The organism is Campylobacter concisus (assembly GCF_015229955.1).
Lineage (GTDB): Bacteria > Campylobacterota > Campylobacteria > Campylobacterales > Campylobacteraceae > Campylobacter_A > Campylobacter_A concisus_AT.
Map to the genome: position 1 here is coordinate 79,754 of NZ_JAAKYZ010000003.1, position 14,810 is coordinate 94,563.

The window sequence follows — 14,810 nt, forward strand, 5'->3', positions numbered from 1 at the left end:
ATCACAAACAAGGCTTTGATTTTGGTTAAATTTAATGTTTTAGATAGCTCAAGACTAGACGTAGCAGTAGCACACGAGCTTCAAATTTCACGCAATCAAGCTTTAAATTTGATAAAAGACTCCCTTGTAAGCGTAAATTTAAAACCAGTCTCAAAACCAAGCTTTTTGTTAAGTGAAAACGATGAAATTTGCGTAAATTTCGCTCCAAAAAAAGAGGTGCAAAACGAGTATGAAGTAAATTTTGATATTCCAATTATCTACGAAGACGACGATCTCATAGTGCTAAATAAACCACCTCAAATCGTCGTTCACCAAGCCCCAAGCGTCAAAGAGGCGACACTTGTTGAGTGGCTAAACAAAAAGGACTTTATGCTCTCAAATTTAAACGGCGACGTAAGAGCTGGCATCGTCCACCGCCTGGATAAGGGCACGAGTGGTGCTATTGTCGTAGCTAAAAACAACTTCGCTCATGCAAAACTTAGCGAGCAGCTAAGCGATAAGAGCATGGGGCGAATTTATCTAGCGCTCACCGATCTTCCCCTAAAAGAGGACATCATCATAGAAAAGCCAATCGGAAGAAACCCAAACAATCGCCTAAAAAAAGCGATCGTTACGGACGCTAAATTTGCAAAAAGCGCCTTTGTAAATTTACTAAGCGAGGGCGGAGTAAATTTGATAGCAGCAAAGCTTTTTACGGGTAGGACTCATCAGATAAGAGTACACCTATCTAGCATAAACCGCCATATTTTAGGCGATGATTTATACGGATTTAAGAGCCAAGGCGATAAAATAAGCAGGGTTATGCTTCACGCTTATATGCTTTATTTTATCCATCCCAGAACTGGCAAAAGGGTAGAATTTACCGCAAAAACGTATGATGACTTTAACCAAATAATTTACAAAAAAATTCCCAAGGAGATTTTTGATGAAAAAATTTGCCCTACGCATATTGACACCATTTTTAGTAGCTTTCTTAGCGGGATGCGGCTCTAGCGTACCGACTCAGCAAAGTATGTCACTGCCTACGATTACAAGTTTAAAAACTATTTCAGATATGACAGAAGTTGGCTTCGAGTGGAATCCAGTGACCGATGAGAGCGTCGTTGGCTACTATCTTTACCGCTCAAATCCAAATGACGCAAACTCAAAAATGCAGCTAGTTGCAGACATCAAAGACCGCTTTGCAACGCACTATGTTGACCGCAATCTAGCTCCAGAGACAACTTACTCATACCAAATGAGAACCTACTCAAGTAATGCCATCTCTCAACCGGGAACAATCGCAACAGCAACTACAAAGCCACTGCTTGACTCAGTACCATTTTCGCAAGCTATTACAGGGCTTCCAGGACGTGTGAAAGTGATCTGGAGACCACATCCTGATAGCACAGTGGCAAGCTATATCATTCAAAGAAGCGATGCAGGAGCTAATAAATTTAGCCAAATTGCAGAGGTAAATGGCAGACTAAATGCTGAATATATCGACACTGAGGTAAAACCTGGTAAGTCTTATGAGTATAGAATTTTAGTTAAAACTTCTTCAGGTGTTGTCTCAAAACCAAGCCAAAACATAAGTGCAACGACAAAGGAGTTACCCTAAATCGGTAACAAATCTTCAAGCAACCAAAAATGCACCAAAAAAGATAATTTTAACTTGGGATTACGCGCCAGCTGAGGATTTTGCTTATTTTAAGGTTTATAGGACAGTGAGTAAAATTTTACCTTACACATATCTAGCAAAAACGACTAGCAACACCTATGAGGATCTTATAAACACAAATGCAGCGACTAGGTATTACAGAGTCACAGCAGTCGATAAAGACGACCTTGAGAGCTTAAAACAAGAAGAGCCAATTGTGGGGATAACACTTGGTGCGCCAAAGACTCCAAATATTAGCGCTAGCTACGATGGTAGCGGCGTAAATGTAAACTGGAGTGCAGTTGATAGAGCTAGTTCGTACACTGTTTATAGAAGTGGCGCAAGTGAGAAAATTTTTAGTGGCATAGATGGTACTGGACTTAGAGATGATAGCGTGCAAAAAGGAGCTAGCTATTCTTACAGCGTCGTAGCTATCGATGAGTATGGCATCGCCTCTGATAAGTCACCAAAAGCAGAAGTTAGCATAAAATAATGCCAAATTTCATCGCTTCGTCTTTAAAAGAGCTCTCGTTTCCATTTGGTAATGACAAAGTCAAATTTCTTTGGCAGGCAAATGGGCGAAACGAGAGGCTCATCTGCACAAAAAATGAAGAAGAGAGCTTTTTCCTAGTTGTAAAGTCCGGTAAAAATGGCATCGTCGTAAAGGGAGAAAAGCTTACAAAGCCAGCTAAAGTTGGTCTTTTGCAAGAGGCACTGGAGCTTTTTAAAGATCAAAATTGCAATGATGTAATCAGTCAAGCATTTGCTGTAAAAAAGACAAATTTGACCAAAAAAGTGAGTGAGATTTTAAGCCTTGAAGAATTTGTGTCAGCATTTTGCGAGCTAAAAGATAAATTTAAAGAGATTTTCATCGAGATCGGCTTTGGTTCTGGCAGACACTTGCTTTATCAAGCCAAAAACAATCCAAATGCCCTAGTTATCGGCATAGAAGTCTATAAGCCAAGCATCGAGCAAGTAGCAAAGCTAGCTAGGGCAAATGCCATAGAAAACGTACGGCTGATAAATACCGACGCAAGGCTTTTGCTCTCACTTATTGGCTCAAATTTAGTTGATAGAGTATTTTTGCATTTTCCAGTGCCGTGGGATAAAGCAGAGCATAGACGCGTGGTCTCATCGGCGTTTGCGCTTGAGTGCGAGAGGATATTAAAAGTAGGCGGCAAATTTGAGCTAAGGACTGATAGCAAGGAGTATTGCGATTTTAGCTTGAGTAAATTTTTAGAGCCTACAAACTCAAAGCTAGAAGCTTTTAAAAATAGAAATTTAGAGGTAACTAGTAAGTATGAAGACCGCTGGAGACGTCAAGATAAGGATATTTACGATGTTGTTTATACTTGTGAGATTGAAAGCGATGAGAGTGTTTTAGCTGGAGATTTTAGCTTTAAAGAAAAGACAAGCGTAAAAAATATCATTAAAAATTTCAAAAATTTCATCATCAAAAAAGAAGATTATTTCTTACATTTTGAAGAAATTTACACCATAAACGAGGGTGAAATTTTGCTAAAAGTTGCTTTTGGAGCGTTTAATAAACCTGAGCAATGTTTTATCAAAATAAGCGATGAAAAAAGCGAATATTTTATAAAAAAACCGATCTTAATTCGTGAGAATTTAGCTGCACACGAGCTTTTGAAGGAGTATTTGGCTGATGCAAGAGATAATTAGTGCAAGGAATTTGAGCCTAGCTTATGAACGCGATGAAATCGTAATTAATAGCGTCAATTTAGATATTTATGCAAATGATTTTGTCTTTATCACAGGCAAGAGCGGAAGTGGAAAAAGCACACTTTTAAAATCATTTTATGGAGAAATTTCACCTCTTGCTGGAGAGCTAAATGTCTGCATGACGCAAATGGACGACGTCGATGATAAAAGACTTTGTGAGCTTAGGCAGCGAGTTGGCATTATATTTCAAAATTATCGCTTGATAAATGAATGGAATGTGGAAAGAAATGTCATGTTGCCCCTCATCATCAAAGGCATCAATCAAAATGTGAGCAAAAAGCAAGTGGCTAAACTTTTAAAACATGTAAATATGCTTCATAAAGCTGATAAATATCCAATGGAGCTAAGCGGTGGTGAGCAGCAAAGAGTGGCAATGGCAAGAGCTCTAGCACACAATCCAAATTTGCTCTTATGTGACGAGCCAACTGGAAATTTAGACGAATACTCAAGCGACGTCATCTGGTCACTTTTAAAATCAGCTAGGGAATTTTTAGGCACGAGCGTGGTTGTGGTGACGCATCATATCCCATCAACGCTTCGTATCCCATACCGCCACTTTGTTATAGAAAATGGAGGCGTGCATGAGATCGCTTAAAAATCATCTTGGATTCATCCTGCCGCTAATCGCGCTTTTGTTCTCCGTGCAGTTTAGCTTAACTGCCGATAAGATTGTGAGAGATTATGAAAGGCTCATGGGAAACGACTACAACATCGTCATAGTTTCAAGTAAAGAGCTTAGTGATGCTATTTTAAAGCCGGTGGTTAGCAATCTATCTAGCCTCGAGCCACTAAGTCCGCAAAAAATAATCGACCGCCTCTCAAATGACATCTCTGCTAAAAATTTATCCATACTGCAAAATGCACTGCCAAAATTTTACTCACTAAAACTTAGCGAATTTCCGACACCGCAGTACATGGATGATCTAAAGCAAAAACTTTTAAAATTTGATGGTATCACAAAGGTCGAGACATTTTCAAAGACTCATGACAAGGTCTTTAAAATGCTAAATTTAGCAAAAAGCATATCGTATGCTTTTATGGCGATACTTTGCGTAATAGGGCTTATGCTTATGCTAAAGCAGGCTAAAATTTGGCTGTTTGAGCATAGGGAGCGCATCGAGATCATGACGCTTTTTGGAGCACCTTTTTGGCTAAAATCAGCCATGCTCTATAAATCGGCCATGGTTGATAGTCTAGTTGCTACCGTTGTAGTTGGTGCATTTTTCTTTTTCTTGCCTAGCATTGAAATTTTTAGAGAAAATGCCGCAAGCATCGATGTAGTTTTGCCTAGTCTTGATCCTTCAAGGGATATTTTTATTTTATTTGGCGTGGCTATGTTTTTAAGCATTTTTGCTGTTAGTTTGGTGATGAGCAAGGCTAGAAAAAGCACGATATGAGAAAAGGAATTTTTACATTTTTGCTAGCTTTTAGTCTAGCTTTTGCGTCAAATACCAAAGAGAAGATCAAAGACTCCAAAAACTCATTGAGGTCGAGTCAGGCGATGAGCGAGCAGCTTAGTAAAAAGTTAGATGATTTGGCTGGTGATATCGTAAATGGCGAGAAAAAACTTCGCGGTATAAGTGGCGATATCACAAATTTAAAGGGTCAAATTTCAGTCCTTGAAACAAATGCTTCAAAGGCACTTCTTGAGCTTGATGATCTAACTAAGCAAAACAAAGAGCTAGAGCGCACTCAAAAGGAGCTTGAGCAAAACATGATAAGGATCATCGCAGAAGATTTGTCGTTTGATCTTTTGATGTCTGCAACTGAGGACAAGCAAAGCGAGGAGAGCATCATCTCATCTCAAATTTTAACCAAGCTAAATGCTATTGCAAAAGAGGATTTTAAAAGACTTAGCCAGAACTATGAAGATACGATCGAAAAGATAAAAAATAAATCAAACAAAATAAACGAGATAAACTCAAGCATCAAAAACTATAGACGCAAGCAAAGTGACTTGCAAAATTTAGAGAGTACGCAGAAAAATACTATAAACGGACTAAAACGTGATAAGGAAATTTACAGCAAAAAGCTAGCCAAGCTTCAAGCCCAACAAGATGAGTTAAGAAAGACGCTAGAGCAGCTCGCTATCATGCAGAAACAAGAGGATGAAGCCGCACGTGCTGCTAGAGAAAAACAAGAAAAAGCAGCTGCAAGCAAAGGCGGTAAAAAAGGTGAGAAGAGTCAGCCAATGGGTGGAGGCTATCAAACAAGCTCAGTCAAAAAATATTCAGGTGCAAAGACAATCGCTCCTCTTGATAGCTACACTGTAAAGCAAAAATTTGGAAACTACGTAGATCCAATATATAACATCAAAATTTTTAATGAGTCAGTCACGCTTCGCTCAACCACGCCAGATGCCAAAGTTAAAAGCGTATTAAATGGTAAAGTGGTCTTTGCAAAAGTAACTCCAATGCTTGAAAATGTAGTCATTATAGAAAACGAAAATGGCATCCACACGATCTACGCTCACCTAAGTCAGATCGCACCGACGGTTAAGGTAGGCTCAGTCGTGCAAAAAGGCTACGTTATAGGTCGAGTTAGAAACGATCTAACCTTTGAAGTGACACAAAGAAACTACCACATCGATCCACTTGAGATGATCTCAAAATAGCCGCTTTGCAAGTGCTATTAACTAAATTTAAAGCCTTTTTGGCTAGAATGCGTGAATTTTAAGGAGCAAGACAATGAGTAAAAGAAAACGCGTATTGGTTAAATTTTCAGGCGAAGCTTTGGCGGGAGAAAATGGTTTTGGCATAGATACAGCGGTGCTTAAATTTATAGCAAATGAGATAAAAGAGCTTGTCGAAAATGGTATCGAGGTTGGCATCGTGATAGGTGGTGGCAATATTATACGTGGTGTGAGTGCTGCAAAAGATGGTATCATCAAGCGAACGAGTGGCGATCACATGGGCATGCTAGCAACTGTTATCAACTCAATCGCGATGCGTGAAGCTTTAGAGCGAAGTGGGCTAGAGGTGAGAGTGCAAAGTGCAATCAAAATGGAAGCGATCTGTGAGACTTTCATCGTTGGACGTGCACAGCGCCATTTGGAAAAAGGCAGAGTTGTTATATTTGCTGCAGGTACCGGCAATCCTTTCTTTACAACCGATACAGCTGCAACTCTAAGAGCTATTGAAATTGGCTCAGATATGATCATAAAAGCTACAAAGGTTGATGGCGTTTATGATAAAGACCCTAAAAAATTCAAAGATGCAAAACTTTTAAAATCACTAAACTACGAAAAGGCAATGAGCGATGATATCAAGGTTATGGACGATACTGCTATAGCTTTAGCAAAGGATAACTCACTGCCTATTTTGGTTTGTAATATGTTTAAGGCTGGAAATTTATTAAAAATAATAAATGAAGAAGAAGCAGCCCTATATTCAGTAGTAAAATAATTTTTAAAAAGGATAAATATGAGAACAGAACAAATAACAGCAAGAGCATTAAAGCAAGTTGGTGATGATAGATATAAACTTTCACTTATCGTAGCAAAGCGTGCAGAAGCACTAGCAAATGGAGCAGTAGTGCTTGTAGAAGCCGATACTTCAAAGATGAAATTTGCTGACATTGCGCTACTTGAAGTAGCTGAGGGCAAAATAGGCTTAGAGGCAATAGTTGAAGGAAAATAGTCTTTTTTTAGAGCAGTTAATAGAACAAATTTTACCTTGTAAAAATGTTTCAGAAGCTATAACGCTGCTCTTTTCTCTTTGCGAACGAAGCGAGAAATTAGACAAAGCTATAGATAGCTGTGTCACATCTCATGCTGGTCAATATCGCAAAAGTGGCGAGCCATACGCAATCCATCCTATCTTAGTAGCATCAATAGTGGCAAATATGGGCGGAGATGAGAGTATGGTTATAGCTGCACTACTTCACGATGTAGTTGAAGATACTGAAGTTACGCTTAGCGAAGTCCAGGCTGAATTTGGCGATGAAGTGGCAAAGCTGGTTGAGGGGCTTACAAAGATAGTTGCTATAAGAGAAAACAAGCTTGCAAGCTCAAGTAGTAACGAAAAACTAGCAAGCTCGGCACTAACCTTTAGAAAAATGCTTTTAATCTCCATTGAGGATGTTAGAGTTCTTGTGGTTAAGCTTTGTGACAGACTTCATAATATGCTAACCCTTGATGCATTAAAAGTAGAAAAACAAAAACGAATTGCTGAAGAGACGCTTATGGTCTATGCTCCGATTGCTCATAGGCTTGGAATTTCATCGATTAAAAATATACTTGAAGATCTAAGTTTTAAATATGCGATGCCAGAAGAATACGCCAAGATCGATAGCTTTTTAAATAAAAATAAGCAGCAGCTTAGCCTTAAACTAAATGCTTTTTACGAGAAAGTAAATCAAATTTTGCTTGAAAATGGCTTTATTGAGGGCACTTTTGAAATACAAAAACGTATAAAGCATTACTACTCAATCTATTTAAAAATGCAAAGAAAAGGTATTTCGATTGAAGAGGTGCTTGATTTGCTAGCTATTAGAATTCTTGTGCAAAAGCCGCTTGATTGCTACCTTGCGCTTGGAAATTTGCATATAAATTTTAATCCTCTTATTTCGAGATTTAAGGATTATATTGCACTTCCAAAGCAAAATGGCTATCAAACGATACATACAACTATTTTTGATAATAAGAGTATTTTTGAGGCACAAGTTCGTACTTACGATATGCACAAAACCGCCGAATACGGTGTCGCAGCTCATTGGAAATACAAAAATGGCGAGGGCAGTTTACTAAATCCAAAACTTGACTGGCTAAACGACATTGGTATGCAAAACAATGAAGCTGAAAGTAACGTCGAAGAGCTTTATGAATATGCAAAAGATAGTCTTTATATAGAAGATATTGCGGTCTATTCGCCAAAAGGTGAGGTTTTTACGCTTCCACGCGGGGCTACTGCACTTGATTATGCTTATGAGATTCACACAGAGATCGGACTTTACGCAAAAGAAGCTTATATAAATCGCGTCAGAATGCCGCTTTTAACAGAGCTAAAAAATGGCGATATTGTAAGGATCGTAACTGGCGAAGAGGCAAAATTTCGCTGTTCATGGATAAATAGCGTTCGAACTGGTAAAGCAAGGGCTACGATAAGAACATACTGCAAGCAAAAGATAAAAGATATAAATTATAAAATCGCAGTTGATATTTTAAAGTCGGTTTTTGGCGTTTCAAAAGATAGAATTTTAGACTGGATAGAGCATGAAAATTTAGGCAAAAAAGTTTTTCGTGCTGCAACTGAAAGTGAATTTTTGCAAGAGGTCGTAAATATGCTTAAAAAGTATATAAAAAAAGAGCGTCCTTTTATGATCTCTTTGGGCGACAAATATCAGATCAAAAAGCAAAAATTTGAAAATATCGTAATCTATTCAAATCATAAAATTTCAAATGTCGAGTTCGACTATTGTTGTAACCCAAAAAGAGGCGATAGTATAGTTGGCTTTAAAAATGGGCACAATGTGACAGTGCATCACAAACTTTGTGAGCGTGCCGGGAAACTTATGGATAAGGGCAATGAGATCATCTTTGTCAAATGGACTAGAAATGCCCCACATAGATATAAAATTTTATTAAATCTTGAGAACCGAAAAGGCGCATTGGCTGAATTTTTAACATATCTTGCTAGACTAGATGTAAATTTGGCTACAATCTCGCTAAATGAAGCAAATGACCTTAGCGGCGATACATTTGAAATAAGTGTTGAGATAGCCGAAAATATCGATGCAAACGAGCTAAGGGAGAAGATCAAAGATAGATATAAGATTATAGATTTCGTTTCGCAAAGCGATCCATACCATAACTAGGAGAAAGATAATGCAAGATATAGCTGAAATTTTACAAGAGATAAAACGCGGTGTTGCCGAGATTATTGATTTTGAAAGAGTTGAAAGCTTAATAAAAAACTATTATGAAAAAGGTGAAAATTTCTATGTAAAGGCTGGCTTTGATCCAACTGCTCCAGACCTTCACTTAGGACACACAGTCGTTTTAAGCAAGATGGCACTTCTTCAAAAACATGGTGCGATCGTGCAGTTTTTAATAGGTGACTTCACTGCTCAAATAGGCGATCCAACTGGCAAATCAGCCACCAGAAAAAAGCTAGATCAAGAGACAGTTTTAAAAAACGCTAAAACCTATGAAGAGCAAGTTTTTAAAATTTTAGATCCAAAAAAGACCGTGATAATGTTTAACTCAAAATGGTCAAATGAGCTTGGAGCTGCTGGAATGATAGAGCTAACTAGCACATTTTCAGTCGCTAGAATGCTAGAGCGCGATGATTTTGAAAAAAGGATAAAATCTGGTAGTCCAATTTCAATTTGTGAATTTATGTATCCGCTTCTTCAAGGTTATGATAGCGTTGCGATGAAGTGCGACATCGAGATGGGCGGTACGGATCAGAAATTTAATCTTCTAATGGGTAGAACCTTACAGCGAACATATAATGTTGGCAAAGAGCAAGCTGTCATCATGATGCCACTTCTTGAGGGGCTTGATGGTGTAAATAAGATGAGTAAAAGTCTTGGAAACTATATCGGTGTAACTGAAAATGCAAATGATATGTTCGCAAAAACACTTAGTATAAGCGATGAGCTAATGTGGCGTTGGTACGAGCTTTTAAGTACAAAAAGACTTGGCGAGATAGAAAATTTAATGAACGACGTAAAAAACGGCAAGTATCATCCAAAAAAGGCAAAAGAGGACCTTGCGTACGAGATAACAGCAAGGTATCACGGCGAGGAGGCTGCAAAGGCTGCGATGGCTGAGTTTAATAGCGTGCACTCTCAAAATCAGCTTCCAACTGATATAAAAGAATTTAGCTTAAAAGCACCAGTTTGGATCGTGGAAGCTTTGTCGCAGTGTGAGCTAAGTGAGTCAAATTCTCAAGCAAGACGCGACATAAAGGCAAATGCGGTTAGCATTAATCAAGAAAAGATTAGTGATGAGCAGTTAAAATTAGAAGCAGGTGAATATATCTTGCAAGTCGGTAAGCGTAAATTTGCAAAAGTAAAGGTTGAATAGATGGAGTTAAAGCCATTAAAAATAGGAAAATATGAGATAAAGTATCCGATATTTCAAGGCGGTATGGGGCTTGGTATCAGCTGGGACAAACTAGCTGGCAATGTCAGCCTAGAAGGCGGTCTTGGAATAATCAGCTCAGTTGGTACAGGATATTATGAAAATCGTAAATTTATAAATAAAGAGCTAAATGCAAAGCCATTTGGAAGTGAAAATTTCTACTCAACAAGAGGTCTTAGAGCAATTATTGAGAATGCACGAAAAATTTGTGGAGATTTGCCACTTGGTGTAAATATAATGTATGCTGCAAATGACTACGCAAGAGTGGTAAAAGATGCTTGTGAAGCCGGTATAAATATCATCGTATCAGGTGCTGGACTACCTACGAATTTGCCAGAATTTACACAAAATTTTAAAGAGGTTGCGCTAGTTCCTATTATCTCAAGTGCAAAAGCACTAAAGATCATCTGCAAGCGCTGGCTACAAAGATATGATCGCTTGCCAGATGCTGTTGTGCTTGAAGGACCACTAAGCGGTGGACACCAGGGCTTTACTTACGAGCAGTGCCTTGATCCTGAGTTTTCGCTATTTAATCTAATCCCACAAGTAAAGGCCGAGATAAAAGAGTGGGGCGACTTTCCGCTCATCGCAGCTGGTGGAATTTGGGATAAAAATGATATAGAAAAAGCAATATCGCTAGGAGCAGACGGCGTTCAAATGGGTACACGCTTCATCGGAACTCATGAGTGCGACGCGGATATTGGCTTTAAAGAAGTGATACTAGCAGCCGAGGAAAAGGACATAGAGCTTATAAAAAGTCCAGTTGGCTATCCGGCTCGTGGGATTAGAACAAATTTGATAAATTTGGTAGAAAAAAGGATGGGACCAAAGATCCAGTGTATAAGCAACTGCGTGAGCCCTTGTCAAAGGGGCAAAGGGGCTAAAGAGGTTGGATATTGCATCGCTGATAGGCTGTTTGACTCATTTAGTGGCAAAAAAGAGACCGGGTTATTTTTCACGGGAGCAAACGGATATAAACTAAAAGAGCTAATAAGCGTAAAAGAGCTAATGCACAAGCTGGTACATGGTGAATGAAACGAGCGATAATTCTCTTTTGTATTGTTTGTAATTTTCTTTTTGCTGCGACAAATTCGGAGATATTTGCAAAATTTGATAAAAATTTTGCCAGCTCAAGCAGAAGTGCAAAGATTAAATTTCACAACGATATAAAAGATATCTATGTCGACGCGATCATAAAAAATGACAAAAATATAAAAAAACAAGCACTCACAAGACTCATAACCAGCTCAAAATCGCTTGGTTTTGATTCAAGTGGGTATATAAAAGATCTAAATGCACTAAATGGCGTAAAGAGCGCCAGTACGCCTAGTACTGCTACTTTGACGTTGCTTAGTGCAACCAAGGTAAATGACACTTTAGTGCTTAAGTTTAATACAAAAATCGATACTGCAAAACTAAAAACATCCTTTTTGAAGCAGCAAAATACATATAAAAACATTATGGACATTGATGGTAGATTAAATGGCAATCCGCTAACTTATAAAAATTTCATATCTGATTACATTCACATCTCGCAGTATGATAAAAACACTGTTAGAGTTATTTTTTCTGATAAAATCCAAAAGACTATAAAAGCAAATGTAACAGGTGATCTGCTTGTAATCAGCGCTCAAAATTTTATCTCAAACGAAAATGTAAAAGCACCACTTCATAAAACTAAAAACAAAAATGAAGAAGTGCCACACAAAGAGCCTGAGCCAAATTTAAAGCCTCAGCCTGCACAAAGTGAGCCAGTGGCAGCGCCTTTGCCACCAGTTGCGACTCGTAAATTTTCACGCAATAAAACGGTCGTCATCGATCCGGGTCATGGCGGCACAGACCCTGGCGCGGTAAATGGCAAACTGCAAGAAAAAACAGCCGTTTTAGGCGTAGCCAAAAAGCTTGGCGACATACTAAAAGCGCGTGGCTACAAGGTCTATTTTACTAGATCAACCGATGTCTTTATAAATTTAAGAACAAGAACAAAATTTGCAAACGATAAGATGGCTGATCTTTTTGTTTCTATTCACGCAAATGCCGCTCCAAATGCCACAAAGGCAAAGAGCATGCACGGCATCGAGACATTTTTCTTATCGCCTGCAAGAAGCGAACGTAGCAAAAACGCAGCCGCGCTTGAGAATAAATCAGATATCGAAGAGATGAATTACTTTTCGCAGCAGACATTTCTAAATGTGCTAAACCGCGAGAAGATTATCGCGTCAAATAAGCTTGGTATCGATATCCAAAAAGAAATTTTAGCAAGTGCTAGAAAGGTCTATGCTGCAAGTGACGGCAGTGTGAGAGAGGCGCCGTTTTGGGTACTCGTAGGCGCTCTTATGCCAGCAGTTCTTGTTGAGATCGGCTATATCACGCATCCAGTCGAGGGCGAAAAGCTCTTTAATGATGCATATCAAAATGCCCTTGCAAACGGCATTGCAAACGGCATAGATGGATATTTTGCAAAAAATAGATGAAAAATGCAAATTTAAGCTTTAAAGGGCAAATTCCATTTAACGAGGAGTTTGGCGATATCTATTTTAATACCGACAAACCTTGGCTTGAGAGCGAATTTGTCTTTGCAAGCACACTTGATGAAATTTGGCAGAGGAAAGATAGCTTCGTCATCGCTGAAACTGGCTTTGGTGCTGGGCTAAATTTCTTTACACTTTGTAAGAAATTTAAAGGTAGTAATAAAAAACTTCACTTTGTTAGTATCGAAAAAAGCCCTATTAAAAAAGAAGATCTTTTAAAAATTTATGAAAATTTAGGCATTTTTAAAGCTTATGCCAAAAAGCTGATTTTGCTCTATCCACCTCTTATTGAGGGCATACACCGTATAAATTTTGCCCCAAATATCACACTTGATCTTTGCTACGGCGAGGCTAAAGAAATTTTACCTGAGCTTGATTTTAGCGCTGACATCTGGTTTCTAGATGGCTTTGCTCCAAGTAAAAATGACTCGATCTGGAGCGAAGAAATTTTTAGGCAGATCGCAAGACTAAGCAAGGTTGGCACGATTGCTAGAACATACTCGTGTGCAAAAATAGTAAAAGATGGGCTAAAGGGCGCTGGCTTTTTGCTAAGCCTAAAAGAGGGCTATGCTAGAAAACGCCAGATGAGTAGTGCCGTGCTAGAGAAAAAGGATGAAAATTTAAAGGATGCTTGGTTTGTGAGATGCGAACCAGTTGCTAGTGTAAATGGTAAAACAGCGCTTATCATAGGAGCTGGCGTGGCTGGACTTGCAACAGCTGGCGAGCTAGCCAAAAATGGCTTTAAAGTGGTGATCGCCGAGGCAAAGGTCGAAGTGGCTACAAATGGCTCTGGTAATCACTGTGGCGCTTTGATGCCGTTAGTTACCAAGCCCGGGGTAAATTTAGGCCGCATGCATTTAAACACATTTTTGCAAGCAGTGAGATTTTACAAGGCAACTTTGCCAAAAAGCCTTATTAAATTTAGTGGCTGCATCGACTACGCATTTGATGATGAGCTCATCAAAAGATATGGCTCGTGGCAAACTCAAAGCGTAGAGGATATTTTTAAATTTGATGAGAACTTAAAGCCATATCCTGGGATATTTATAAAAGACGGTGCATACGCTAGGCCAAGAGAAATTTGTAAATTTCTCTCAAGCAACTTTGAAATTTTGTTTAATCACGAGTATGAGAGTAGGGCGCATCTACAAAACGGCAAGATTAGCGTTAAATTTAAAAACGGCAAAAGCTTGGAGGCTGACATCTTGGTCTTTTGCACTGGCAGTAAGAGCAGTGAAATTTTTAATGGCTACGACATGCAAATAAGTAGTGTCCGTGGCCAAGTAACCCACTTAAAACCAGTGCTAAAAAATGCCATGCCGCTAAGCGCAAAAGGCTACATCTGCCCAGTCATTAAAGGAGTGCAAGTTATCGGCGCTACTTATGCCAGAAATGAAATTTGTGATACGCCTAAAGTTGAGGATAATACTAAAAATTTAAGCGATGTAAGCGAGTTTTTCGACATCAAAAAAGCCACCATTATCGGTTCACGTGTGGGATATAGGAGCTATAGTGGAGACAGATTTCCGATAATTGGCGCCTTGCATGACGAAGAATTTTACAAGCAAAACTACAAAGGGCTATTTTGGAGCAAAAATAGAGATAACAATCCAAAAGCAAGCTACGAAAAAAATGTCTTTGTAAATTTTGCTCACGGCTCGCGAGGTCTTTGCACAGCGATACTTGGAGCAAATTTGATAGCTGATCTTGCGCTTGATCGCCCACTTTGTATAGAAAGATCGCTATTTCATGAGCTTCATCCAGCTAGATTTTTGATAAGAAAACTAAAAAAGGGATTAAAATTTTAAGAGAG

At 38.8% G+C, this 14,810-nt stretch carries 14 protein-coding genes; all 14 read left to right on the forward strand.

The window, feature by feature from the left end; genetic code table 11:
• The first annotated feature begins 21 nt into the window (after nt 1-21).
• The 14 genes from G6W45_RS06000 (at nt 22) to mnmC (ending at nt 14,805) form a co-directional block, all read left to right on the forward strand.
• A complete protein-coding gene (locus tag G6W45_RS06000) occupies nt 22-993 on the forward strand; it encodes an RluA family pseudouridine synthase (protein ID WP_194167855.1) in 972 nt (323 codons plus the stop codon).
• Nucleotides 926-1,600, forward strand: coding sequence for a fibronectin type III domain-containing protein (locus G6W45_RS10010; protein ID WP_180382139.1), 675 nt, complete (start codon nt 926-928; stop codon nt 1,598-1,600). Before G6W45_RS06000 ends, G6W45_RS10010 begins: the two co-directional genes overlap by 68 nt.
• Nucleotides 1,601-1,706: 106 nt before the next feature.
• Nucleotides 1,707-2,132, forward strand: a complete 426-nt coding sequence (locus G6W45_RS10015) for a fibronectin type III domain-containing protein (protein WP_346265366.1) — start codon at nt 1,707-1,709, stop codon at nt 2,130-2,132.
• Nucleotides 2,132-3,319, forward strand: coding sequence for a tRNA (guanosine(46)-N7)-methyltransferase TrmB (gene trmB / locus G6W45_RS06015; RefSeq protein ID WP_194167856.1), 1,188 nt, complete (start codon nt 2,132-2,134; stop codon nt 3,317-3,319). Before G6W45_RS10015 ends, trmB begins: the two co-directional genes overlap by 1 nt.
• Entirely contained in the window at nt 3,303-3,974 is a 672-nt protein-coding gene (locus tag G6W45_RS06020; RefSeq protein WP_194167857.1) for a cell division ATP-binding protein FtsE, read from the forward strand. The genes trmB and G6W45_RS06020 overlap by 17 nt, the downstream gene beginning before the upstream one ends.
• Complete coding sequence (locus tag G6W45_RS06025; RefSeq protein ID WP_194167858.1) at nt 3,961-4,776, forward strand: FtsX-like permease family protein; 816 nt, start codon at nt 3,961-3,963, stop codon at nt 4,774-4,776. The genes G6W45_RS06020 and G6W45_RS06025 overlap by 14 nt, the downstream gene beginning before the upstream one ends.
• Complete coding sequence (locus tag G6W45_RS06030) at nt 4,773-5,993, forward strand: murein hydrolase activator EnvC family protein (RefSeq protein WP_194167859.1); 1,221 nt, start codon at nt 4,773-4,775, stop codon at nt 5,991-5,993. Before G6W45_RS06025 ends, G6W45_RS06030 begins: the two co-directional genes overlap by 4 nt.
• 73 nt (nt 5,994-6,066) lie before the next feature.
• Nucleotides 6,067-6,783 (forward strand): UMP kinase, encoded by a 717-nt coding sequence (gene pyrH, locus G6W45_RS06035; protein WP_054196984.1) that lies wholly within the window; start codon nt 6,067-6,069, stop codon nt 6,781-6,783.
• Nucleotides 6,784-6,801: 18 nt separating this feature from the next.
• A complete protein-coding gene (locus G6W45_RS06040; RefSeq protein ID WP_021091717.1) occupies nt 6,802-7,017 on the forward strand; it encodes a DNA-directed RNA polymerase subunit omega in 216 nt (71 codons plus the stop codon).
• On the forward strand, nt 7,004-9,193 hold the full coding sequence (locus G6W45_RS06045; protein WP_194167860.1) for a RelA/SpoT family protein: 2,190 nt from the start codon (nt 7,004-7,006) through the stop codon (nt 9,191-9,193). Before G6W45_RS06040 ends, G6W45_RS06045 begins: the two co-directional genes overlap by 14 nt.
• Before the next feature lie 10 nt (nt 9,194-9,203).
• A complete protein-coding gene (gene tyrS / locus G6W45_RS06050) occupies nt 9,204-10,409 on the forward strand; it encodes a tyrosine--tRNA ligase (protein WP_194167861.1) in 1,206 nt (401 codons plus the stop codon).
• The gene (locus G6W45_RS06055) at nt 10,410-11,501 is read left to right on the forward strand and encodes a nitronate monooxygenase (protein WP_021091713.1); all 1,092 of its coding nucleotides are present in this window, start codon (nt 10,410-10,412) and stop codon (nt 11,499-11,501) included.
• Nucleotides 11,498-12,940 (forward strand): N-acetylmuramoyl-L-alanine amidase family protein, encoded by a 1,443-nt coding sequence (locus G6W45_RS06060; RefSeq protein ID WP_194167862.1) that lies wholly within the window; start codon nt 11,498-11,500, stop codon nt 12,938-12,940. The genes G6W45_RS06055 and G6W45_RS06060 overlap by 4 nt, the downstream gene beginning before the upstream one ends.
• Nucleotides 12,937-14,805, forward strand: coding sequence for a bifunctional tRNA (5-methylaminomethyl-2-thiouridine)(34)-methyltransferase MnmC2/FAD-dependent 5-carboxymethylaminomethyl-2-thiouridine(34) oxidoreductase MnmC1 (mnmC, locus tag G6W45_RS06065; protein WP_194167863.1), 1,869 nt, complete (start codon nt 12,937-12,939; stop codon nt 14,803-14,805). Before G6W45_RS06060 ends, mnmC begins: the two co-directional genes overlap by 4 nt.
• Nucleotides 14,806-14,810 lie beyond the last annotated feature (5 nt).